This window comes from Cupriavidus sp. OV096, from assembly GCF_900115455.1.
Taxonomy (GTDB): Bacteria; Pseudomonadota; Gammaproteobacteria; order Burkholderiales; family Burkholderiaceae; genus Cupriavidus.
In genome coordinates this window covers 129239-152216 of the sequence record NZ_FOWM01000006.1, presented here as the reverse complement: position 1 = coordinate 152216, position 22978 = coordinate 129239, and the positions used below count along the sequence as shown (strand labels likewise).

The 22978-nt window shown below is 62.7% G+C and carries 16 protein-coding genes; 6 read left to right on the top strand and 10 right to left on the bottom strand.

The window, feature by feature from the left end:
- The first annotated feature begins 403 nt into the window (after positions 1 to 403).
- Positions 404 to 2362: a methyl-accepting chemotaxis protein gene (locus tag BM115_RS15490; protein WP_255370845.1), complete on the top strand. Its 1959-nt coding sequence runs from the start codon at positions 404 to 406 to the stop codon at positions 2360 to 2362.
- Positions 2363 to 2531: 169 nt separating this feature from the next.
- Entirely contained in the window at positions 2532 to 4112 is a 1581-nt protein-coding gene (locus tag BM115_RS15485) for an MDR family MFS transporter (protein WP_369823442.1), read from the top strand.
- A gap of 13 nt (positions 4113 to 4125) precedes the next feature.
- On the opposite strand, the gene BM115_RS15480 is transcribed toward BM115_RS15485, so the two are convergent.
- The 5 genes from BM115_RS15480 to BM115_RS15460 form a co-directional block, all read right to left on the bottom strand.
- On the bottom strand, positions 4126 to 5049 hold the full coding sequence (locus BM115_RS15480; protein WP_092295420.1) for an oxygenase MpaB family protein: 924 nt from the start codon (positions 5047 to 5049) through the stop codon (positions 4126 to 4128).
- Positions 5050 to 5115: 66 nt separating this feature from the next.
- Positions 5116 to 6153: a cytochrome d ubiquinol oxidase subunit II gene (locus tag BM115_RS15475; RefSeq protein ID WP_092295417.1), complete on the bottom strand. Its 1038-nt coding sequence runs from the start codon at positions 6151 to 6153 to the stop codon at positions 5116 to 5118.
- Positions 6150 to 7535, bottom strand: coding sequence for a cytochrome ubiquinol oxidase subunit I (locus BM115_RS15470; RefSeq protein WP_092295414.1), 1386 nt, complete (start codon positions 7533 to 7535; stop codon positions 6150 to 6152). The genes BM115_RS15475 and BM115_RS15470 overlap by 4 nt, the downstream gene beginning before the upstream one ends.
- 3 nt (positions 7536 to 7538) lie before the next feature.
- Entirely contained in the window at positions 7539 to 8192 is a 654-nt protein-coding gene (locus BM115_RS15465; RefSeq protein ID WP_092295411.1) for a GbsR/MarR family transcriptional regulator, read from the bottom strand.
- Between the two features lie 75 nt (positions 8193 to 8267).
- A complete protein-coding gene (locus BM115_RS15460) occupies positions 8268 to 9263 on the bottom strand; it encodes an NAD(P)H-quinone oxidoreductase (protein ID WP_092296173.1) in 996 nt (331 codons plus the stop codon).
- Positions 9264 to 9402: 139 nt separating this feature from the next.
- Here BM115_RS15460 and BM115_RS15455 point away from each other — a divergent pair, with 139 nt between their 5' ends.
- From BM115_RS15455 to BM115_RS27125, 3 genes are all read left to right on the top strand, one after another.
- Complete coding sequence (locus BM115_RS15455; protein ID WP_092295408.1) at positions 9403 to 10275, top strand: LysR family transcriptional regulator; 873 nt, start codon at positions 9403 to 9405, stop codon at positions 10273 to 10275.
- Positions 10276 to 10906: 631 nt separating this feature from the next.
- Positions 10907 to 13507, top strand: coding sequence for a DUF6531 domain-containing protein (locus tag BM115_RS15450; protein WP_177219934.1), 2601 nt, complete (start codon positions 10907 to 10909; stop codon positions 13505 to 13507).
- Positions 13497 to 13985, top strand: coding sequence for a hypothetical protein (locus BM115_RS27125; RefSeq protein ID WP_143093905.1), 489 nt, complete (start codon positions 13497 to 13499; stop codon positions 13983 to 13985). Before BM115_RS15450 ends, BM115_RS27125 begins: the two co-directional genes overlap by 11 nt.
- A gap of 459 nt (positions 13986 to 14444) precedes the next feature.
- Here BM115_RS27125 and BM115_RS15445 read toward each other — a convergent pair whose 3' ends face one another.
- The 3 genes from BM115_RS15445 to BM115_RS15435 all read right to left on the bottom strand — a co-directional run bounded on the left by BM115_RS15445 (position 14445) and on the right by BM115_RS15435 (position 19619).
- Positions 14445 to 15740 carry an McrC family protein gene (locus BM115_RS15445; protein WP_092295401.1) on the bottom strand — a complete coding sequence of 432 codons (1296 nt, stop codon included), beginning with the start codon at positions 15738 to 15740 and terminating at the stop codon, positions 14445 to 14447.
- The gene (locus BM115_RS15440; RefSeq protein WP_244844916.1) at positions 15737 to 17872 is read right to left on the bottom strand and encodes an AAA family ATPase; all 2136 of its coding nucleotides are present in this window, start codon (positions 17870 to 17872) and stop codon (positions 15737 to 15739) included. Before BM115_RS15440 ends, BM115_RS15445 begins: the two co-directional genes overlap by 4 nt.
- A 271-nt stretch (positions 17873 to 18143) precedes the next feature.
- Positions 18144 to 19619: a MocR-like pyridoxine biosynthesis transcription factor PdxR gene (locus tag BM115_RS15435; protein ID WP_092295398.1), complete on the bottom strand. Its 1476-nt coding sequence runs from the start codon at positions 19617 to 19619 to the stop codon at positions 18144 to 18146.
- Between the two features lie 154 nt (positions 19620 to 19773).
- Between BM115_RS15435 and BM115_RS15430 the strand changes: the two genes are divergently transcribed.
- On the top strand, positions 19774 to 20220 hold the full coding sequence (locus BM115_RS15430; RefSeq protein ID WP_092295395.1) for a carboxymuconolactone decarboxylase family protein: 447 nt from the start codon (positions 19774 to 19776) through the stop codon (positions 20218 to 20220).
- Positions 20221 to 20695: 475 nt separating this feature from the next.
- Here the strand turns inward: BM115_RS15430 and BM115_RS15425 are convergent, their stop codons facing one another.
- Together BM115_RS15425 and BM115_RS15420 are read right to left on the bottom strand one after the other, a co-directional pair.
- Entirely contained in the window at positions 20696 to 22051 is a 1356-nt protein-coding gene (locus tag BM115_RS15425) for an MBL fold metallo-hydrolase (protein WP_092295392.1), read from the bottom strand.
- 63 nt (positions 22052 to 22114) lie between these two features.
- Positions 22115 to 22969 (bottom strand): amidohydrolase family protein, encoded by an 855-nt coding sequence (locus BM115_RS15420; RefSeq protein WP_092295389.1) that lies wholly within the window; start codon positions 22967 to 22969, stop codon positions 22115 to 22117.
- Positions 22970 to 22978 lie beyond the last annotated feature (9 nt).

The following is a 22978-nucleotide window of genomic DNA, read 5'->3' as shown; positions in this document are numbered from 1 at the left end:
TATCAGGGCATTCCCTGATAGAAGCCTCATTTACACCTCATGTAAGCAGGTTTATATTCCGGGGTTCGGACCGGTTTACCCCCGGTCTTTCACAGCAGTCCTGAAAGCCTACGAGCACCCCGCGCGTGGGCTTCTTTTTTTTGCCCTCGTCGTTTCGTCGCGGTCTGTTGCCGCAGTGGCCGTGATCGGCCGGGCCGGAGTGCCCGGAACAGATTAGACGCCAGTCGTTGACGCGGCAATTTGACGAACTGCCGGCACTTTTCCCCCTATTTCGATTTTCCGCTCAAGAAGCGCACCGGCCTGCCCGATAGCGCTGATGGCGACACCCGGATTCCGGTGGACGCTAGACGTACATCCAACATCGAAAAAGAGAGAAAGGTACGCTGAGATGGGCTTGCGAAACATGGGTATCGGGGCACGACTGTCCCTGGCATTCTGTGCGGTGGTGTTGCTGCTGGCGGCCGTAGCGGCCGTGGGCGTGACGGCGCTGCGCGGGATGAACGATGCGATGCACCAGGCGGTGGAGCAGCGCCTGCTGCGCGTCATCGACCTGAACCACGTGAAGGAAGGGGCGCTGCAGATCGGTGTGCTGGTGCGCGACGCCACGCTGACCGAGGATCCGGCGCTGGCCGCCCAGAACATCGACAAGGTGAACAAGCTGCGCGACGAGATGCGCGCCAGCCTGGAAACCCTGGCCAAGATCATCGAGGCCAGTGGCCGGGCCGAGTCCAAGGCCATGTTCGAGCAGCTCAACCAGACCCGGACCACCTACAACGGCCAGCTCGACCTCGTCATGCAACAACTGCGCGGTGGCGACTTCAATAGCGCCCGCGCCGGCCTGATCGTGACGCTGCCGGCGGCGCAGGGCGCCTATTTCGACAAACTCGACGAAGCCGCCGCGTCTGGCCGGAAGATGGCCATCGACGCCGTGGCCGAGGCTTCCGACCACTATGTCTTTGCCCGCAACCTGCTGATCGGCCTGGCGGCCGCCGCCGCCGCGATCGCCGCGCTGCTGGGCCTGGCCATCACCCGCTCGGTGACGCGCCCGGCCGGCCAGGCGCTGGACGCCGCCGAGGCGCTCGCCCAGGGCCGCCTGGGCCACGCCATCGCCGTGCGCACCCAGGATGAGATGGGCCGCATGCTTGGCGCGATGGAACGCGCCTTCGGCCAGCTTGGCGTGCTGGTACGCGGCATCCAGCAGGCCGCCGGCTCGATCGACACGGCAGCGCGCGAGATTTCCAGTGGCAATACCGATCTCTCCCAGCGGACCGAGCAGCAGGCGGCCTCGCTCGAGGAGACCGCCGCCTCGATGGAGGAATTGACCTCCACGGTGCGCCAGAACGCCGAGAACGCCCGCCAGGCCAACCAGCTGGCGGTCAACGCCTCGGATGTGGCCACGGAAGGCGGCCGGGTGGTGCGCAGCGTGGTCGACACCATGGATGGCATCTCGAAATCCTCCGCACGCGTGGCCGAGATCATCAGCGTGATCGAGGGCATCGCCTTCCAGACCAACATCCTTGCGCTGAACGCGGCTGTGGAAGCGGCCCGCGCCGGCGAGCAGGGCCGGGGCTTCAGCGTGGTGGCGGCCGAGGTGCGCAGCCTGGCGCAGCGCTCGTCGTCGGCAGCCAAGGAGATCGGCGAACTGATCAACAGCTCGGTGCGCCAGGTGCAGGACGGCGCCAAGCAGGTGGAAGTGGCCGGCAAGACCATGGACGACATCGTCGGCGCCGTGCGTCGTGTGACCGACATCATGGGCGAGATCAGCGCGGCCAGCGAGGAGCAGACCGCCGGCATCGAGCAGGTCAGCCTGGCGATTACCCAGATGGAATCGGTGACGCAGCAGAACGCGGCGCTGGTGGAGCAGGCCAGCGCGGCGGCCGAGAGCCTGATGCAGCAGGCCGGCGGGCTGGTGTCCGAGGTGGCGCGCTTCGACCTGGGCGGCGTGCGCGCCCCCGAGGCGCGCGCGCCCCAGGCCGTGATGACGGCCGCGCCGCGCATGGCCGCCCCGGCCAAGCTCCCGGCAAAGACCCCGGCCCTGGCTGCGCCGGCCCCCGCCCGTGTGCGGGCCATCAGCCGTCCGGCAGCGCCTGCGCTGCCGGCCAAGGCATCGCCTGCCCCGGCCCCAGCCCCCGCACCCCGCAGCGCTCGCGCCCCGGCCGTGCCGGCGGCGGTGCGTCCGCCGGTGGCGCGCAAGCCGCAGCCGTCGGTGCTGGCCGCGCGCCAGCCGGCCACGCCCGCCAAGCCGCGTCCGGCAGTGACGCCCCAGCGCAAGGAGCCCGTGCTGTCCACGCCGGCCCGCCGCCGTCCCGCAGCCGCGCCCGCGCCTGCCACGGTCGAGGCTGGCGACTGGGAAACGTTCTGATCGACCGTCCCCACTTTCAGGCGGCGCCAGCGTCGCCTGAAAGCCGCCTGTAAGCCGGGCGGCACTTCGGCAAGCAGGGCCGGCGGCATGCGCCTACAATACCGGCTCTCCTTGACCAGACAAGAGCAGACACGGCCGGTCGCGCCGCCGTCTGCCACGCAGGCCTTCCATGTCCGCCCCTTCCGTGCCGCCTCCCCAGCAGTCATCCCCCCAGCCGTCCCTCCGGTCACCTGACGCCTCGCCGCCAGACGTGCCCGTCATGCAGGTGCTGTTCGGCCTGATGCTGGCCATCCTGCTTGGCGCGCTGGAACAGTCGATCGTGGCCGTGGTGCTGCCGGACATCGCGCTGCAGCTCAACGGCTTCGAGGACATGGCCTGGGTGATCTCGGCGTATCTCGTTGCCTCCACCGTGGTGACGCCGATCTACGGCAAGCTGTCCGACGTGCTCGGGCGCCGCTCCGTCCTCTCGTTCTCGATCGTCCTGTTCCTGCTGGCGTCGATTTTCTGCGCCATGGCCACGACCATGCCGATGCTGATCCTCGCCCGCATCCTCCAGGGCCTGGGTGGCGGCGGCCTGATCTCGGTCTCGCAGGCGACCATCGCCGATGTGGTGCCGCTGCGCGAGCGTGGCCGCTATCAGGGCTATGTGAGCGGGGTCTGGGCCGTGGCGAGCATGGCCGGGCCGGTCATCGGCGGCTACCTGGCGCATTTCCTGTCCTGGCGCTGGATCTTCTGGATCAACATCCCGCTGTCCCTGCTGGCGCTGGTGGTGGTGCGCCGCGCGCTGCGCCACCTGCCCGTGGGCGGGCGCCGGCACCGCATCGACTACCTCGGCGCGCTGCTGTTCGGCGGCGGGCTCTCGGGCGTGCTGGTGTTCCTGACCCGTCTGGGGCAGGGCCACTCGCCGCTGGAATTCCAGACCCTCGGCCTGCTGGTGGCCGGCGTCGTCGGCATGGTGCTGTTCGTCTGGCAGGAGCGGCGCGCCGTCGACCCGGTGATTCCGCTGTCGATGCTGCGCGTGCCCACGGTGGCCATCTGCTGCACCACGCTGTTCCTGTGCTTCTTCCAGCTGATTGCGATGTCGGTGTTGCTGCCGCTGCGCTTCCAGGTGGTGGGCGGCGCCCATGCCGACACCGCCGCGCTGCGGCTGGTGCCGCTGACGCTGGCGATTCCGTTCGGCGCCTATATCTCCGGGCGGCTGATGTCGTGGAGCGGCCGTTACAAGCCGATGCAGCTGGCCGGCTCGATCATCGCGCCGCTGGCCATCGTGGCGCTGGCGTTCATGCCGCCGCAGGCCGTGATGGCGTCCGCGCTGGTGATGATCGTGCTCGGGCTCTCCATCGGGCTCCAACTGCCGAGCGGGCTGGTTGCCACGCAGAATTCGGTGCCGCCGCAGCAGGTGGGCATCGCCACGGCGCTGACGGCTTTCTCGCGGCTGCTGGGCGGGGCGGTGGGCGTGGCCGTGCTGACCACGGTGCTGATCGCCCTGCTGCGTCATAGCGGGATGGCCGTGAGCGACCTGAGCGGCGGCGAGGATGTGCTGATGAGCATGTTCCGGCGCGCGATGGGCGCGGCCAACGATGGCGACGCCGCGGCGGTGCGCGTGGCGGCCGAGCAGGCGTTCCGCACGCTGTTCCTGTTCAGCGCGGCGGTGTCCGTGATCGCCCCGTTCCTGGTGATGCGGTTGCGCGAGACCACGCTGCGCGGCAGCCCGGTTGCCGCTACGGCCGCGGCCAGCGCGGCGGAATAACCCGGCTTACCTGTTACGCGCTGCGCGCCACGCGCCGCCGGGCGCGGGCTGCCAGCCCGGGGCCGAGCACCCAGCGCAAGGTGGGCGCCAGCGCGCCCATCGCCGGCACGGCCAGGGTCCGGCGCACCGAGCGCCGGTGCAGCCCGAGCGCCTCGCGCGCCCAGGACGGCAACAGCGCCACGCCGGCATCGGCCATGGTCCGCACGGCCGGCACCAGCATCGGATTGGCCACCGGCATCGCCATCACCAGTCGCACCACTTCGCGCGTGCGCTCACTGTTAACTAAATAGGGACGCTGGGCTTCCAGGTAGGCGTGTACCTCGGCGCCGGATCTCGGCACGTCCGGCGCGCCCAGCAGGGCGGCCACGGTGGCTTCCTCGGCGTAGTAGCGGTCCTGATCGGCGGCCGAGAGCGGGCCGACATAGCGCAGGTATCCCGCCAAAAAACTCGACACTTCGGCCACATGCACCCAGGTCAGCAGCGCGGGGTCGTCGGCGGCGTAGGGCTGGCCGTTTGGCGCGAGGCCGCTGATATTGGCGTGGATGTGGCGCACGCGCTCGATCAGCCGCATGGCGTCCGCACGGCTGCCGTAGGTGGTGCCGGCGATGAACTGCGCGGTGCGGCCGAGCCGGCCCTGCATGTCCGTGCGGAAGGTGGAGTGGTCCCACACGCCGGCCAGCGCCAGCGGATGCAGCGCCTGGAGCAGCAGCGCGCTGACGCCGCCGGCCAGCATCGCCGGGAAATCGCCATGCACGCGCCAGCAGACTGCATCGGGGCCGAACAGGCCGGGATCGCCCGGCGGGTTGTCGTAGTCGATCGACAGGCCGGAGTTGCTGCGTGTGAGCGCGCGCACCTGCGCGCCGGCATGGCTGCGCAGGCGGGTCAGCAGCGGAGGGGTGGCGGGTTCCGTGGGGGGGCCGGGGACGCGTGAGGACATGCCGCTGGGGCGCCTCCCTGGCGCCCGGGGCCACGGGTCAATGAGTGGGGACGGATCAGTAGTAAATCAGTAGTAATGCAGGTCCGTGGCCTTGCCCCAGAATACACGGTACGCGTAGACCGTGTAACCCAGGATGGTGGGCAGCACCACCGCCGCGCCGATCAGGATCACTGCCAGCGATTCCGGCGCGCTGGCGGCCTGCCAGATGTCGATCTGATCCACCACGAGGTAGGGGAACAGGCTGTAGGCCAGGCCGTTGAACGCCATCAGGAAGATCACCGCCGTGCCAGCGAACGGCACCCAGCACCAGCGGTCGTTGCCGCGCGCGTGCAGGTCGCGCATCTTGCGCAGCAGCCGCTCCACCCCCACGAACACGCCCAGCGTAATCAGCGGAATCGGCGCCAGCAGGATGATGTTGGGCAGCGAGAACCATTTCTCGAAGATCCGCGCGCTGACCAGCGGCGTGACCACCGAGATGGCTGCCACGCCCAGCGCCGTCAGCCACAGGCTGCGCCGCGCCCAGTAGATGGCGCGCAGTTGCAGGCTGCCGGTGGTCTTCATGATCAGCCAGCTCGCGCCGAGCAGGCAGTAGCCGGCCACCAGGCACAGCCCCACGGCCACCGCGAACAGCAGGTTCGGCAGGTCGTAGCGGAAGCCGGTGATATAGAGGCCGAGCATCAGCCCCTGCGAGAAGCTGGCCAGCAGCGAGCCCGCATAGAACGCGAAGTTCCACCATGGCTTGTGCGGATCGCGCGCCTTGACGCGGAAGTCGAACGCCACGCCGCGGATGATCAACCCCGCCAGCATCATCGCCACGGGCAGGTAGAGGTGGGTCAGGATGGCGCCGTGCGCGAGCGGGAAGGCCGTCAGCAGCAGCCCCACGCCGAGCACCAGCCAGGTTTCGTTGGCATCCCAGAACGGGCCGATCGAGGCGATCATGCGGTCCTTGTCCGCATCGTCAGCCCGGCGCAGCAGCACGCCCACGCCGAGGTCGTAGCCGTCCAGGATCACGTAGATCAGCATCGCCAGCCCCATCAGGGCCAGGAAGACCAGCGGCATCCAGCCGGCCGGCTGGGTCAGGTCGGGAAGGGTGGCCGGGTTCATGACTTGCTCCTGGGTTGGCCGGGAAGGACGGGTTGCGGTGTCTGGAAGGCGTCGGGCGCGGCGGCATCCTCCGGCGGGGCGCCGGCCTTGCGGGCGAGGTGGAACACCACCGAGATATAGGCCACGATCAGCGCCAGATAGAGCGCCAGGTACATCGCCAGCGTGCTGGCGATCATCGCGGCGGGCACCTTGGAGGCGGCCTGCGCCGTGGTCAGCACGCCATAGACCAGGTACGGCTGGCGGCCGATCTCGGTCACGTACCAGCCGGCGACGAGCGCCACCCAGCCGGAGAAGGTCATGGCCACCAGCGCGCGGGCCATCCACGGTGCGGGCTCGCCGCGCCGGCGGAACTGCCACGCGCCGATCCACGACACGGCCATCATCAGCAGGCCCACGCCGACCATGATGCGGAAGGCGAAGAACAGCGGGGCCACGGGGGGATGGCGGTCCGGGAAGGCGTCGATGCCCTTGATTTCGCCCTCGAGGTCATGGGCGAGGTAGAGCGAGGCCAGCTTGGGAATGGCGATTTCGAAGTCGTTGGTCTGTGTGCGGGCGTTGGGAATGCCGAACAGCACAGCCGGCGCGCCCTTCTCGGTCTTCCAGATGCCCTCCATCGCGGCGATCTTGGCCGGCTGGTGATGGAGCGTATTCAGGCCGTGGAGGTCGCCCGCCACGATCTGCAGCGGGATCAGGATCGCCGCGAGCACCACGCCGGTCCGCATCGCATGGATGACATCGCGCCCATGGTCCCCGCGCAGCCAGCGGTAGGCCGAGACGCCGGCCAGCAGGAAGGCCACGGTCAGCCCGGACGCCAGCAGCATGTGGGTCAGGCGGTAGGGGAACGACGGATTGAAGATGACTTCGAGCCAGCTCGTGACGTGGGCGCGGCCATCGATCATCTCGAAGCCGGCCGGGGTCTGCATCCACGAATTCAGCGCGAGGATCCAGAACGCCGACAGCGTGGTGCCGCCCGCCACCAGCAGCGTGGCGATGGTGTGGGTGCGGTTGCTGACGCGCCGCATGCCGAACAGCATGATGCCGAGGAAGGTGGCCTCCAGGAAGAAGGCGGTCAGCACCTCGTAGGCCAGCAGCGGGCCGGCGATGTTGCCGACGGTTTCCATATAGCCAGGCCAGTTGGTGCCGAACTGGAAACTCATGGTGATGCCGCTGACCACGCCGAGCGCGAAAGTCAGGGCGAAGATCTTGACCCAGACGCGGTAGGCGGCCATCCAGCTTTCATCGTCGGTCTTGCCGTAGCGCAGCTTGAAGAACAGCAGCACCCAGCCCAGCGAGATGCTGATCGTTGGGAAAAGGATGTGGAACGTGATGTTGGCGGCAAACTGGATGCGCGCCAGCACCACGGGGTCGAGACTGGCAAACACGGGCTACTCCTTGCGGGGGCGGGAGGACTTTGCGGGGGGCTTGGGGGCTTTCTTGGGGGCGGCGGCGGGGGACTTGTCGGCGCCCTTGTCAGCGCTCTTGTCGCCGCCCATGCCGATGGCACTGGCGAAGCGGTCCTTGACGTCGAGCAGCTTGGTCACACGGGAGCCGAGCCGCATGAGCTTTTCCAGCGTGGCGACGTCCAGCCGCTGCATGTCGCCAAACCACGTGGTCACCAGCAGGATCAGGCCGTACATCTCCTTCATGCGCGCCTGGGCGTGGCGGTCTTCCGGGGAGGTGGCCGCCTCGAGCTGCACTTCGCGCAGCATGGACAGCGTGGGATCGATCTCGCGGCGGCGGCGCTCCTCGGCCAGCGTGCGGAAAATCGCCCAGACGTCATCGGGCGCGGAAAAGTACTCGCGGCGGTCGCCCGGCTGGTGGGAGAGCTTCACCAGACTCCAGGATTCCAGTTCCTTGAGGCCGATACTGACGTTGGAGCGCGAGAAACCGAGCGATTCGGCGATTTCATCGGCATTGAGGGGGCGCGAGGCGGTGAAGAGCAGGGCGTAAATCTGACCGACCGTCCGGTTAATACCCCAGCGGCTACCCATCTCACCAAAGTGAAGGACAAAGCGCTGGATCAGGGGCGAGAGCTGCATGAACGTTTCGAACTTTCAGTAATTTGTGAAAGTTTAATACGGATCAAGGGGGCATGCAGGAGTTTTTGCGGTGCGTCAAAAGGTCACAGAAGCCATCGTCAGCATGATCTTCCCCACATTCTGGTTGGATTCCATGCGGTGGTGCGCATCAGCTGCATTCTTCAACGGAAACGTGCTGTCGACGACGGGCATCAGGCAGTGGCTTGCAAATCGAGGAAGCCACGTATCTGCGAACCGGCGAGTCATGGCATGTTTCACCGCTGGCGGGCGCGATTTCATGACCGTTCCCATGATTTGCAGGTGTCGGTAGAGCACTCGATCCAGCGGAAGCTCGGCGCCTTGGATGCCGCCAAGGATGCCAACTTGAACCAGCCGACCGCCAAAGCCCAGGGAGCGAATGTTGCGTGCCAGGTAGGGCGCGCCGACGAAATCGATAATCACATCGACGCCGCGCTCCTCGGTGACTTTATTCACCACCGCCTCGAAGTCTTCGGTCTTGTAATCAATGGCGACATCGGCGCCGAAACCGATTACGGCTTCGCGCTTGCTGCCGTCGGCCGTTGCCAGCACCCGGGCACCTACCGCGTGCGCCAGTTGCACTGCGGCCGAGCCGACGCCACCAGCCGCCGCATGGATCAGTACCGACTCGCCTGATGCCAGCCGACCGAGATGACCAAGCGCCTCCCAGGCGGTGACGAATACTTCCGGCAGCGCGCCCGCATGCACGTCGTCCAGCCCATCGGGAATGTGCATGGCCATGCGATAGTCGATGCGTGCCAGCTCCGCGTATCCGCCGCCGCCCACGATTCCCATGACGCGATCCCCAATGGTGAAACCCTGCACCTCTGAGCCGATTGCAATCACCTCGCCGGCAATCTCCAGGCCCATGATGTCCGAATCGCCGAAGTTCGTGCGCCCGTACCCCCCACGCCTGTGCGTCAGATCCGCTCGGTTCAGACCGGCAGCACGATTGCGCACCAGCAAGTCATGGGGCCTGACCTCCGGATCCGGCACATCGGTGAGTTGCAGAACGTCGGCGTCGCCGAATTCGGCGAAGGTGATGGCTTTCATGGTTTGTCCCTGGTGGATCGCGCTTGCGCCGGACGACAGCCGCCCGAACATTGGTAGCCAGTATAGAGTTGCACACGGATGAATCGATGCGGCAATATTCAGCTTCTCCAATGCAAAAACGCATCACAAGGCCGACAGCATGAACTGGGATGACACACGGGTATTCCTCGCTGTGCAGCGCGAACGTACGCTGCGCAAGGCCGCCAAAGTAGTGGGGCTGGACCAGGCTACTGTCGGACGGCGCATTGCCGCGCTTGAGCATGCATTGGGCGCCACGTTGTTCTTTCGGGCGTCGGATGGCTACGCCCTGACATCTGCTGGCGAGAGTGTCCTGAAAGCAGCGGAGAAGATGGAGCAGTCCGCGCATGAACTGGCCAGGCAGGCACAAGGTGTAGACAATCGGCTGGCGGGTGAGGTGAGGGTGACCACGACAGATTCGCTCGCACTCGCGTTCGTGATCCCGGCGATTGCCAGCTTGCACGTCGAACATCCGGACGTCAGGGTGCAATTGAGCACCTCCACACAAGTGCTCAACCTCGCTCGGCGCGAATCGGACATCGCCATTCGTACCCAGAAACCGGAAAGCCCCGACCTGGTGGCACGGCGGCTGGCCCGCTGGCGCGTGGGGCTCTATGCAACGGAGCATTACCTGAGTCGCCACGGCGAGCCTGAACGTGGGACGGGATTTACGGGGCACGATCTCGTGCTCTATCAGCCGTTCCTGTCGGGCAGCAGTAGGCCCACGCTGGTGGGCGAGCCTATCCATGCGGGACGCATTGTCGCCAGTGTGCACTCAAGCCTGATGCTGCGAGCGATGATCCGTGCCGATATCGGTATCGGCGAGGTGCCGGTGCATATGGGCGAACGGGATGGGCTGGTAAGGATCTGGCCCGAGCTTTCAAGGGCGGCAGCCTACGAGGTCTGGCTAGTCACCCACCAGGACCTCCGTCATACCGCGAGGGTTCGGGCGATGATCGATGCCATTGCGGCGCGCTTTGAGGCCGAGGGATGAGGTGCAACGGTGTCTAGCGCTATTTTTGCGTGCGCCTGATTGGTGGACCCGGTTTTACCTGGGCGCCCAGCCCAAGGCAGTCGGGCCGCCCCGGGCAATGAATTTCTGGTCTCGACCCATCAGAGCCGATCGGTGTCCCTTTCATTTATGGCTGTAATCTGACGACATTCGGCCGTTGAGATGCAATCCGGCGTGACTAGGACTTGCAAGTGTCAGGGCGTGAACTAGATGCAAGGTCGGCATCGCATGCAATTTATTGCAGCCGCGCGACACGGAGGTTGGTGCCTGACGCTGGCCAGCAGACGACGCCGGGTGCGGTGAAAGGTCGGATAGCTTAGAGCGGCTTCTGAGGGCCACCTATAGTGCCAACGTGATTTAAGCGGCACTTAATTCAGGTGTAAAGAAAACAATGCATTGACATGGCAGACCGCCCTTACACTCATCGGCGCATTCAACGTTGCCACCACGGAAGCGCACGTGAAAGGGTCTATTAATGGCTAGGAAATTGCATTGGCTGCTTGTCGCTGCAGCGGTCCTCATTTTTGCTTGCCGCATGGCGGAAGCCTCCCCACCAATCAAGGTTTGGTGGGCGGAACCCTACGGCACCGCATATGCAAACGGACAGGGTCCGATGTATAGCACTCCGCAGCAGGCATGCGCCCACTTTGATGGAATGAAATGGGTGGGCTATACCGTTACCTATCGACACTGGCACAATTTAGACTCAGGTCACGTAGGTGATTGGTGTGAGCCATTGCTTGATGGCTCACCAATGACTCCGAATATTAATAGAGAATTGCTAGGACATTATGTCAATCAGAAAGAAATTTGTATAGATCCGGTTCGCAGAACATATAATCCAAGTTGGGGCAGAAATCCAAATTTGGCACTTGAGGATCAATGTCCGGATCCGCCGAAAGAAACCGCCAAATCTTGCCCGATAGGGAACCCAATCTCTCCTCTTACCGGGCAAAAAATTCAGATCGAAAGTCCCGACTTCGAATCGACGGGCCCACATCCGCTGATTTTTCAGCGCGTCTATAGGTCTGACACGGCACAGTACGGCTCTAACGTTGGATCGATCAGCAATACGTGGTTCCACAATTGGCAACGTGCTTTGAATCTGATGCTTGCCAACGAGGGCACGATTATGGCGAGGCGTGCGGATGCCTCCCTAGTCAGTTTTGTCAAACGAGATCAGCAATGGTTACAGGCAGACGGCCAGTCGCACGATTACATTGTGGCCGGGGCGAACGACAAGGGCATCGGCGCCTGGCAGTACCATGTCGCAGCCACCGATACGGTAGAGGCCTATGACGCAAACGGACGCTTGCTCTCGGTCACGGAGCTAAACGGTTGGGTGGCGACGCTGACCTATACCACCAGCGCTACCGCGGCAGCGCCTTGGGGGCAGTCTGGCGTTCTCGAGAGCGTGAGAAACCAGTTTGGCACAAAACTCTCTTTTACATACAACGCGAAGAACAATCTCATTGGCATCACGACCCCTGACGGCTTGACGATTGCCTACGGCGTTACAACTGACGGCGGCCCAACTGTGACGTGGCCTGATGGGGCGGTACGCCGATACCACTACGGAGAGGATGTACCGAACTTTCAAGCTTTCCTCCCTGGTAGGTTGACAGGCATTACGGATGAACTGGGAGTGCGCTATTCTCGTTACACCTATAAGTTCGCCAGTGGTGGTGCGTTAGATGGATTTGTAACTGCTGAAGAGCATGCCGGTGGTGCCGACAAGCTATCGTTCAGTTACGGGACGAACTCCACCCTAGTGACAGATGGCAGTGGGCTCACCCGTACCTTCAGCTACCAACTCGCTGGCAAACTGCGCCAGCCGAATGGGGCGTCAGGATCTAGCCCCGTTGGTGTTCCGTTCAACACGATCCAGTATGACGCCGGCAACAACATCAGCCGCACGGTCGATCGCAACGGCAGTGATACGCGATACAGCTACGATTCCTTGGGTCGCGAGACCCAGCGTATCGAGGGCTACGGCACTGCTAACGCGAAGACCACGACGACTGAGTGGCATCCCGACTGGAATCTGCCGCTGAAGATTGCGGCGCCGAGCCGGGTGGACTATTTCAGCTACGATTCGAAGGGGCAGGTGCTAACTTACGGCTGGTATCCAACCAACGACAGCACCGGCAGCCAAGGGCTCAATGCTCATCCGTCCGGCGACTTTACGAGCACGACTTGGACCTATGACGCAAACGGCTTGGTGGCGACGGCCGTCGATAAGCTTGGGGACACGGTCACCGGCCAATGGACCTTCACTTACGATGCTCAAGGCAACCTGGCTTCGGTGACGAACATGTCGGGGCAGACTGGAACAGCCGTGCAATATGATGCAGCGGGTAGGTTGCTTGAAGCTGTGGATGTCAGTGGATCTCGCATCAAGTACGCTTACGACGCACGCGGGCGCATGACCGACGTCGATATTGATGGCATCCATACACGGTACGAGTACGATTCGATTGGTCAGCTCGTCGGGATCATCGGGCCGTACGATTTGGTGACACGCTATACCTATGATGCCGCCCATCGGCTGATCCAGATCCTGGACAACATCACGCTTCCGGAAGCCATCAACGAATCGAGCTTGGTTAGCCCCTTCTCGGTAAATGGGGCAGCGGCTCCTTCCTCGCTGGCTTCCGTTTCCAGCCGGCTGGCGTCGGGATGGAATGCAGTGCTGCATTGGCTAAAGGGCTGGCTCTTGGGCATCATCAGCTCGGCACAGGCCCAAACTGTGCCGTCGCTGCCGAACTCGTACGCGCCCCCACTTCGTCCCGGTCAAAGTATTCCAACTCTCCCGGGTTCGAGTGCCGCAATTGATCTTGACCCAAGTCTTACACCGGAGAAGGCGGCGCCGGGTATGTACGTTATGCAGTTCCTGGTGAGGATTCAAAAGGCATGTGGAGAGGTGGTTGAAGCAGTCGTTTCTTCTTTCGACAAGAGCACTCCTCCGGGGGATTGTGATGACGACGCATATACCAAGCTAAAAACCAATGTGGAGCAAGCCTGCAAGACTGGACAGCAGTATTGCAAAGCAGGTGACAGCCCGATCTTACTTGCATCAAAGCGTGATGCTTTACAAGTTTGCGCAAACGCGAGACGGAAAATGATGAACGTTTGCTTCCGTGGCGGAGACAAAATTCATCAGCGGGAATGGGCAAAGGTCGTACAACAGGTGGATATCTGCAATGGACTCTAACGAATACGCACGGCGATCTGCACAGGTGAAGTCAACTATTCGTGCAGCGTTCCCTATCATTCCAATCCCGGGCAGCCATAGCCGGGATGACGGCATCGCAAACTACGAGGTGGACGAGGATGTTCAGAAGTTCAATGGACACATGTGGACGGAAATCTCCCTTGACCACTGGATCCGCAGCATCAGTCCTTCTGCAATCCGTCGCGCTACAAGTAGCAGCTTCTTCAAATACTATCTGCCTTCGCTCTTGGTAGGAGTTTTGCATGACAGTGATTATTTGTACTTGGCACTGGACGCTCTGCTTCCGGATAATCCCAGATATGAGCCTCGTCCTGACTGGAAGGAGTACCGAATGAGCTTTGATGCACAACAGGCAGAGGCGGTTGTTTCTTTCCTTGAGTTGGCGAAGGAAAGCGTTAGCCCGGAGTCCGCCGGATGGCATGCCGCAGACGCGGGGCTGGGTGGCTTATGGAATTAGTTGTTCGCCGAAAGGCGATTCTTCGGTGGCATGCTCCATAGTCAGCCGGTTCATCGGAGGTGCTCATTCACGTTCAGGTCGAGGCATGTAATATGAGCGACCGCAACCCTAGTCGCCGTCGCTTCGTGACTGTACAACGGACACTCGCGAATCTAAATGCAATGACCGAGTATGGCCGAATCCGGAAGTCCGCCGGCCACCAGGCGTCACTGCAGGGCCGGACTTCCGTAGCCGACACGTTGCCGTCCTTCACGTTAGTACACTAGGAACGGCTGTTCCCTAGCGCATAACGGCCCCCAAGCCTACTTCGCTACTGCTACTAGCGTGCTCTGCCTTGAAGTGACGTTTTTCATGTGGCGGAGAACGCGACGGCAACGGAACGCCAGAAGATGACGGTCTGACTTCGCGTGTATCGAATCGCCAGTAAGCAGACCCCACAGGCGGTGAGGCTCGCAAGATCTAAAGATCTGGGGAAAATTCAGAGTCCGACGCAAGCCAATTCAGGCCATGTAATGTTGTAGTGTCTAGGTCAAACGGCAATACTCGCAAGCGCAACTCGGGAGTGAAATAGAACGGCTTGAGCGCCGCCTCGAACTGCCGCGTGCGTGGATAGATCAAAGTCAATTCGCCAGCGCCACCGAGATACTTTTGGCCGTAGGCATAGAGTTGATAGAAATCGGCCTGTTTGAGCCCATAGTTGTTGGTACGGTCCGCACCATCAATCAGTTTCCACTTGGCGTCGAGGATCCTGGCAGCGTCTGGGCCCTCGATCAAAAAATCCGGTTCGAGCTTGAAGATGCCAGTGCTGTCATGGTTGCAAAGCCAGTGCCGCGATCCTTGCTCCGTCAGTCGGTAGCGCACAGGCAAACGCATACGCAACGCGTGGCCTACGTAACGTTCGAAAAGCTTCTCCATGGGGAACAGCAGACTGATCCCTTGCGTCTCACCGGCTAGCGCCAGCGGTACCTGGTCGCCCAACACGATCTGACACCAGGGCCTGGCCTGGACATAATGCGCCATCAGGCGGTCCGTGCGCCACGCCCGGAAATCCGCAGACGCGTTTCGACTGGCGGGGACCTCGTGAAGGAGGTGCAACAGTTCATTGGCAAGGCGCCAGTTGTCGGCATCCCGGGTGCTTTTGCTCACACGTAGCAACCCGGACTTGAGTAGCCGGTTTTCGGCACGGTCTGGCGAAAACACGTCATGCCGGATGTTCAGCAGATCGGCGCGAGCAGGCGACGCGCGCATTTGTTTTGCGACATTCAGTTGGCCGCGCAAATAGCGCTGTTCTTCTTCGATACGAAGATAGTCGTGTCTCACGCCTCGCTTGATCACATGCTCGAGCGCCTGTAGAAACCGTCGCATCACCCACTCGGTGATGGGGTGATCAAAGCATTGAAGGGCAGCCTCATCGCCTTCGCGCGGCGTAATTTCCATTGCCACTTCAAGCATGCGGCGCAGTAACGCTCGGGCTGGCTCGACAGTCTGGGCGTCGGCGCGGCTTACATGCTTGGGCAGGACCTCGAGACGCAGGCCGCCAGGCGATTCAAGCACTCCGACATAATTGTCCAGACGTAACCACCGCCGGCTTTCGACATGCAGGACTTGTGCGCCAGTTTGCCCGCGCATACGCGCCGAAATCTCGCATAGCCATTCGAAGTCGGCGCTCGTAACTTGGGCCTGATCTAGCGACGTGGGCACTTCGCCCGTCGTTAAACGAGCGAATTCGCGGACAGTAAGCGTGCGCGCGCTCATGCTTCGGTCGACAGGATGCCCGCATAGCTTTCAACGATGTCGAAGGCTTTTGTGTTCACTTCCCAACGTTTTTCGCGCAGCATGCCGACCTGCTCCGCACCAAAAAGTTGTGCCAGTGGCGCGCCACGCTGTCGTATGAAGCGCAATTCATCTGCCTTGCGATGATCGTTCAACACCCAGATGATTCGCTCCCAGTCCTCGAAGAAATATTCCTGGAGCAGCGGGAATACCTGATGCCTGAAGATTCGAGCCAGCGTCTCCAGTGTGTTGCCCCCTTCGGCTGTCAGCGGCATGAAGTACGCGTGGCCCAGCATGTGGTCGCGATCAAGTAATAGCTCAATGCGCTCATTCATCACCGCAAGCATTCGGCCGATGTTGATGCCAGCAACGTGTACGCTATCGAGAAAATCTGGCCGAGGCGCCATTTCCCTGAAGGTGAAACGTCGGCGCAAAGCGATATCCAGGCCCGTTAGGGAACGGTCAGCCGTGTTCATCGTACCGAGCAGATGGACATTGTCCGGCACAGTGAATGGCGTCTGCGAGTACGGCAACGTAACCGTCAACGCTTCTGGATTGCCGGCTCGCTTGCTGGGCTCGATGAGCGTAATCAGTTCACCAAAGATGCGCGAAACATTTCCCCGATTGATCTCGTCAATGATCAACACATAAGGCGTCGCGTCGGCTCCCGTCGGTGGAGGCGCCGGTGCCAGCAAGGCGTCAAGTTTCGTCATGTCGATTGAGCCGTCGCGCAGTTCATAAAGCGTCATCTGGCTGAAGCGATTGTTCATCAATTCGCCGAAGGCCAGGGACGGCTCATAGGACCGTAGCCAACGTACAGCACGGCTCTGCCTGTAATCGTCGCCTTCCTCGCGTTCGATATGTCGGTAGGGTCCTGTGATCTCGCCAAGTGCCCGGAACTTCAGATTCCCGTCCGTCACGACTATCAGGTCGCCGGTCTTCATTACGTTTATGAAGGTGTTGACCGCCGTTGCGGCGTAGTCGTTGACATCGGGTTGATGCCCGTGTTCGCGCATCCGTGCAGAGACGTCCGCTCGTGAAGCGCAGCCAGTGTAGTCGAGCGCGTAACCGTAGCCCAGCAGCGCCATCCCTTGCCTGATGCAGTCATCGTAGACGTATGCGTCGTCGCCTTCAGCTGCACCTAAAGACATCTTCCAGATGCGGCGTCCGGAGAGTTTAATGGGCGGCTCGGTCTCGACGGATGTGTTGGTTGCGGCGGACCCCCGTGCACGATCGCACAGCGCCTTGAACACCCCGTCAACGACTTGATAGCTGATTTGTCCATTGCTGTGGCTGACCGCACGTATTCCCTCCACGAAGTCCTCGTAGCTGAAGCTTTGGTGGAAGGTGACGAAGCGCACGCGCCCGGCCTGAGCCAGCTCGTCGAATCTTGTCTTCAATGCAGAACGCCGATTCAGCCTGTCGGCCGCAGCGTTGCCGACAGGCTCCGGATACTGCGCCAGCAACTCGGGATCCAGGACGCGCAATGTCTCGTCAATGGTGGCATACGTCTTGCCGGTTCCCGGGGGGCCGTACAGAATGGTGTTCATTAGGCGGGCATCTGGAGGTATGCCGCGCGGTGTCCGCTCGATTGGATCGGACTCGTCTGGGTCGACGTCAGGAGACGCTGAAGCGCCGTAGTCCGACGGCCGGTAGCCTTGCCCTATCAAGTCGCTCGCATAGGGAGCGACGCGCGGCGCCCACTCGTCGAGCCAGCCATTCATGGCGGTCGAGTCAGGATGCGTCACGGGCGACATCGCCGGGCGGTCTGCCGAACCCTTGCAGAGCCATTTGGCAAGCTCACAAGCAGGTCGCCCCGCCCTCAGCCGAATTCGAAAACTGACGCGCCATGCTGAGTGGCCGAGCTTGCGTCGCCCGAATCGCAAGTCGGTGTACTTGTAGTTTGGCCCACCTGTCGTCCACTGGTCGGCATCGGGATAACGTTCGCGTAAGCACTCAATCACCTGCCAGGTCCATTCACGATCCGCATCAGACTTGAATGAGGCGAAGAGGTCCTCACCGTCCTTGTTCAGGTAGTTTTTGAGCAATTCCAGTCTCCGGGCAGCTATGGTCGTAATCACGACGCAAATCATACCGCGTGGCTCGGCGATCACGTCGCATCTGCTTTATGACGGCCCGGTTCGGTGGGGGCGGTTGCTTGGAGAACGACGCAAGATTCGCGGGTCGTGCATACCCTTAGCCAGATGACCTGTAAGGTGTCATCCTCCAACGAAGGGTCGCTATCAGTGGTGTCGCCGACGATCAAATGCACGCGCGATGGGATGGACGAGCGTCTCTTGATGGCCGAACGCGGAAGTTCCGCGGTCGCCAGGCCCGCCGCAGCTACGGATCCTCGGTTCCGACCCTTAGCCGTCGTCGATATCTCTAGAAAGTGGACGCTCCGACGTCGCCTTCGCGACCATTGGACTCATGTGGGCTACGACTCGATGAAGCAACGATACCCGCAAGCGTCGCGCACACGGCCTCGATGTTGTCAGGGCGCAGGTTTGTCGCACTGAGTAGTAAGCCGCCTTGCGCGTGATTGCGGCGAAGGTACCATGCGGAGAGTGCCGAAGGTGCGAGGCCGCGTGCGCGGGCAATGCCGACAACCACGCGGTCGTCGGCGGTTTGTGGCAGCGGTGCGATCACACCCAGACCCGCCATCAGCGTGCCCGGCAGAAACTCGCTGACATGCGCCAGCGTCAGGCGGCGCCGTTCGCCATAGAGTGCCTTCATCTGGCGTAAATGCCGCAGGTAGTGCCCATCCCGCAGAAACTCCGTCACCGCCAATTGGGTGGTCCGGTTCGGCGCCGGGGCCAACACGGCGCAGACCTCCACCAGACGCTCCGCCACTGCGCGCGGGGCAACGACGAAACCGAGGCCCAGCGCCGGGCTGATCGTTTTGCTGAACGCGCCGATATGAACGACACGCTCGGCGCCCTCGCCGGCGGCAAGCGCCGGTGCGGCCCGGCCGTCGAGCTGTAGTTCTCCGAGATAGTCGTCTTCGATGATCCAGCCCCCCCTTGTCGCCGCCCATTCGAGCAGCGCGCGCCTGCGTGCCGGCGACATCGTGACGCCCAGCGGTGCATGCTGGCCGGGCGTGACCAGCGCCAGCAAAGCGTCTGGCGCGCTGGCGACGCCGGCTTCGACGCGCAGCCCCTCGGCATCAATGGGTACGGGTACGACCTCGGCTCCGGTCACTTCCAGTGCTCGCCTTCCGAGCGGATACCCTGGCTCCTCGAGCCACGCCTTGCGGCCGTGCGCGCGCAGGGCGGTCAGTGCCAGCATCAGACCCTGCCGGTATCCACTGGTAACGATGATTTGATCCGGATGACATTGCATCTGCCTGCTTACGGCCAGGTGGCTCGCGATCTGGGCTCGCAGGGCAGGCTCGCCGCGCGGATCAGCATAGGCCGTGTAAGCGAAGGCATCGGCGCGTACGGCACGCGTCCGCATGCGGGCCCAGAGCTTGGCGGGAAACGCGTCGTGGGCAGGTACGCCCATTTGGAACGGAAGCGGGACGCTCGAGAACGGGCGGGTGAAATCCGCCAGAGGCCCATCGAGTGCGGCTTCGCCGCCGGCTCGCCCGACAGGTAGCCGCGCGCATACGTGTGTGCCCGCGGAGCCCGCGCCGAACACCAGATTCTCGGCGATCAGACGGTCGTAGGCGACACGGATGGTGCCGCGGGCGACGCCAAGCTGCGCAGCGAGGTCCCGGCCGGAAGGAAGACGCTGTCCAGGTAGGAGCCGACCCTCGACGATCGCCTGTCGCAGGCTCGCATGGATCTGGTCGCCGATCGGCACGGCGGTGGCGCGGTCCACCAGAACGGACAGCACGGCGGGCGAATTCGGGTGATTCATTTTGGGCCAGTCGTTTCTCCACTTTTTGGGCCTGTATCTTCAATGCCTGGCGGAGTAACTTTGCGTTATGACATGAATCGCGGCCCAAGTCGATAGGCGGCTCGGGCGCGCGGACCGCGACGCTAGACCCCATCACCAACAGAAAAGGACCGAGATGACCCGCTTGAATTGGCAAGAGATAGCGCCTGACGGCGCGAAGGCGCTTTTTGGTATCCACCACTATGTCACGAAGAAGACGGATCTCCCCGAGGAGCTTGTCCACCTCGTGTTCCTCCGCGTCTCCCAGATCAACGGATGCGCGCATTGCATTGACATGCATAGCCGCGATCTCAGAAAGACCATGTCGGTCGACAAGATCACGCTGGTTCCGGTGTGGGATGAAGTACCGCACCTATTCGCCGAGCAAGAGCGGGCCGCGTTGGCCTGGGCGGAGGAAGTGACGCGCGTCAGTGAGACGCATGCCTCAGACGAAGCCTATGCGGCCGCATCGGCAGCATTTTCGCCCAAGGACCTCGTTGATCTCACTATTACGATTGCCGCCATGAACGCATTCAATCGTCTCGGCGCCCCGTTTCGGCTTCCAGTTGCGGCAGCGGCGTAATGCGGGAACGCAGACCGCCCTCATGCATTCAGTCGGGTAGCCCACACAGTTGAACACTGATCCTTCAACACTCCTTTATCGACCGAGGGGTGCTCGAAGGGCATTCAGCCATTTTCCGTTTCCGGTATCAGCCGATCCTCCGAATAGAGCCAGATCTTCGGAGAAAAATCGGGCTAATTGAGCGGGAATCTGGTGCAAGTAAGTGGTTTGGAAGCTGCAGAGTCGCGCTAATGGAAATCAAGCCAGCAAGGAATCAAGTCTCGACTGCTGCCTGTGCCAAAGCAGCCATTCGTTCAGCGATGGGCAATGACGGTTACTGGCCGAATCCGGAAGTCCGCTGGCCACCAGGCGTCACCGCCGGGCCGGACTTCGTAGCCGACCCAGAGCCGTCATTTGGAGACTGGATATCCACCGGCCGCAATTTTGACAACAGCGGCCGATGAACCGCTGTCGTCCCGGTGACAAAGGGTCCGCTTTACGTCGCCGATGCCATCTGCGCGGTCTCTGTGCTGGGCAATTCCGTCGTGCCATCGCCCTCAGCGCCATCGAAGGTCACGGTGACAGAATCCGTTGCGGCGAAGCCGGGGTTGGTGCAGCGGGCGACGCCCACGTCGTTTGTCGTGGCGGCGCAGGTTTTACCGGAGGCCGTGGAGAAGTTCAGTGTCTTGCCCTGTATCGGCCCCCAGTCGCTCGTCAGTCGTGCGGACACGTCGTTGATGTTCGGGCCGCCAATGGGCAACTCGAGTTTCGTGACGCGCCACACGGACAGGTTTGCCGTGGTGTCCACCCGCGCAACCATCGCGGCTGCGCATTGGCGCAAGATCGCGGTAGCGCGCAGGACCTTCTTATTGCCGACGACGAATGGATTGTTCGCCGGCATGCCGGATGCGTTGATGGTCACCATGTTGCGTTGCGAGCCGTCGAACACCGGATGCGGGTGGATGGAGCCGACCACGCCTTCCGATCGGGCGAGCTTGTAGGTGCGCTCCACGGAGTCCAGATAATTCCTGGATTCGTTGACCGTTGCGGGAATTGCGGACCCACCTACCACGATCACCTTGATCTGCTTGCCCTTGTCGAGCACGGGCAGGACCGCGCTGACCGAACCCGGCGTATGGCCAGGCGTGGCAAGCAGCGACACCACGCGGCCACCGAGCGTCATGGTCACAGGGTTCGGATCGGTCGAGTCGATCTGATAGGGCGCGTATGCCTTGCCCGCTGCGTCGCCGGAACCCAGCAGGACGCGGGGGCCATAGGTCGTCTTGATTTCCAGTGCGCCGCCGTCGTGGTCGCCGTGGCCATGCGTGAGCAGCAGATCTTTTACCGGAAGCGCCGCGCCGACGCCGAGGGACGTCAGCGCAGGAACCGAGTACTGCTGCACCTCGGCGGCGTTATTAAGCGCATCGAGGATCATGAAGCTCGTCGGCGAGCGGAAGATGTATTGCCCCACATAGCGGCTGCCGACGTACCAGACGTCGTCGAAGATCTGCGTCAGGGGCAGGCGTGCATTGTCTGCGATCACTTGGCTGCGGAAGGCCGTATTGTTCTCCGGATACATGCAGTAGTACTTACGGTACGTATCCAGAAGCGCCTGATCCCCGCCTGCGTCGCGCGTCGCCGCCGCGAGGTGCCGGTCCATTTGTGTTGCATAGGCGGGCTCTGGATCGACGGGTGTCAATGCCGCGAAGCGGTCGACGACCGGGGGTGTGGCCGGAGTCGTCGATGCGGCCGGCGGATCGTCGCTGCCTCCGCAAGCGGCGGTAATTGCCAGTACGGCCATGCCCGCGCCGATGATCGCCGCTTGGGCTTTTCGTTTCAAATGTTCCACCATGTCTCCTCGTCTAGTTGTTGTGATGACAGATGCTGCTTGTCCGGACCTCGTCCGGAATGGGTACTAATCGTTGAAGCGGTAAAGCAGGGCAGGATTGGTCGCGAGGATGCTGTCCCGCACGGGCTGCGGGAACCAGCGCGCGAGCAGGTTGGCGAGCGTGGTGTCGTCGGGCTTGACCGACTCCGTTGCGTGAGGCCAATCGGTTCCCCACACGAGGCGCGATGAGAACCGGTCGGCGATGCCAGCGACGAAGTCATCGAGCGGATGGAGGTCGGGGCTGCCGTGCGGCACCGCGATGTAGGCGCCCGATAGCTTCAGCCATCCGCGGCCGCTTCCGAGCAGCTTGTTGACCGCGCGTGTCATCAGGGGGGCGAGCGATGGTTCGGTGCAGGCCCGTGCGAAGTGATCGACCACGATATCGATGCCGAGACCCAGCAGATGGTCCACTTCCTGCACGAAATCGTCCGGCACCATGTGGACTTGCAGATGCCAGCCAAGGTGACGAAGCCGCGCGGCCAGCGGCTTGGCCATCGAAATGTCGGTCGCGCCTCTTTGGACAAGATTGAAGCGCGCGCCAACGACGCCTGCAGCTGCCAACCGTTCCAGTTCCCCATCGGAGGTGTCCGGAGTGACGACGGCCACGCCTCGCGCGAACGGACCGAAATATTGCAATGCCGCGAGCGTGGCCCGATGGTCGGTGCCATACGATGACGGCTGGACGATGACATTGCGCCTGATGCCAAGGCGCTCGCGAAGACGCTCGTATTGAGCGGGCGTCGCGGCATCATGCGTCAGCACTGCGTTGTCCAAGAACGGTAGCGCCGGATCGAAGATGTGCATGTGGCAATCACATGCGTTCTCAGGCATGGCGAACGACGGCGCGTCGGTGCCTGTCGAGTGAGGAACGTTGTCCGTCATTGCGTGACG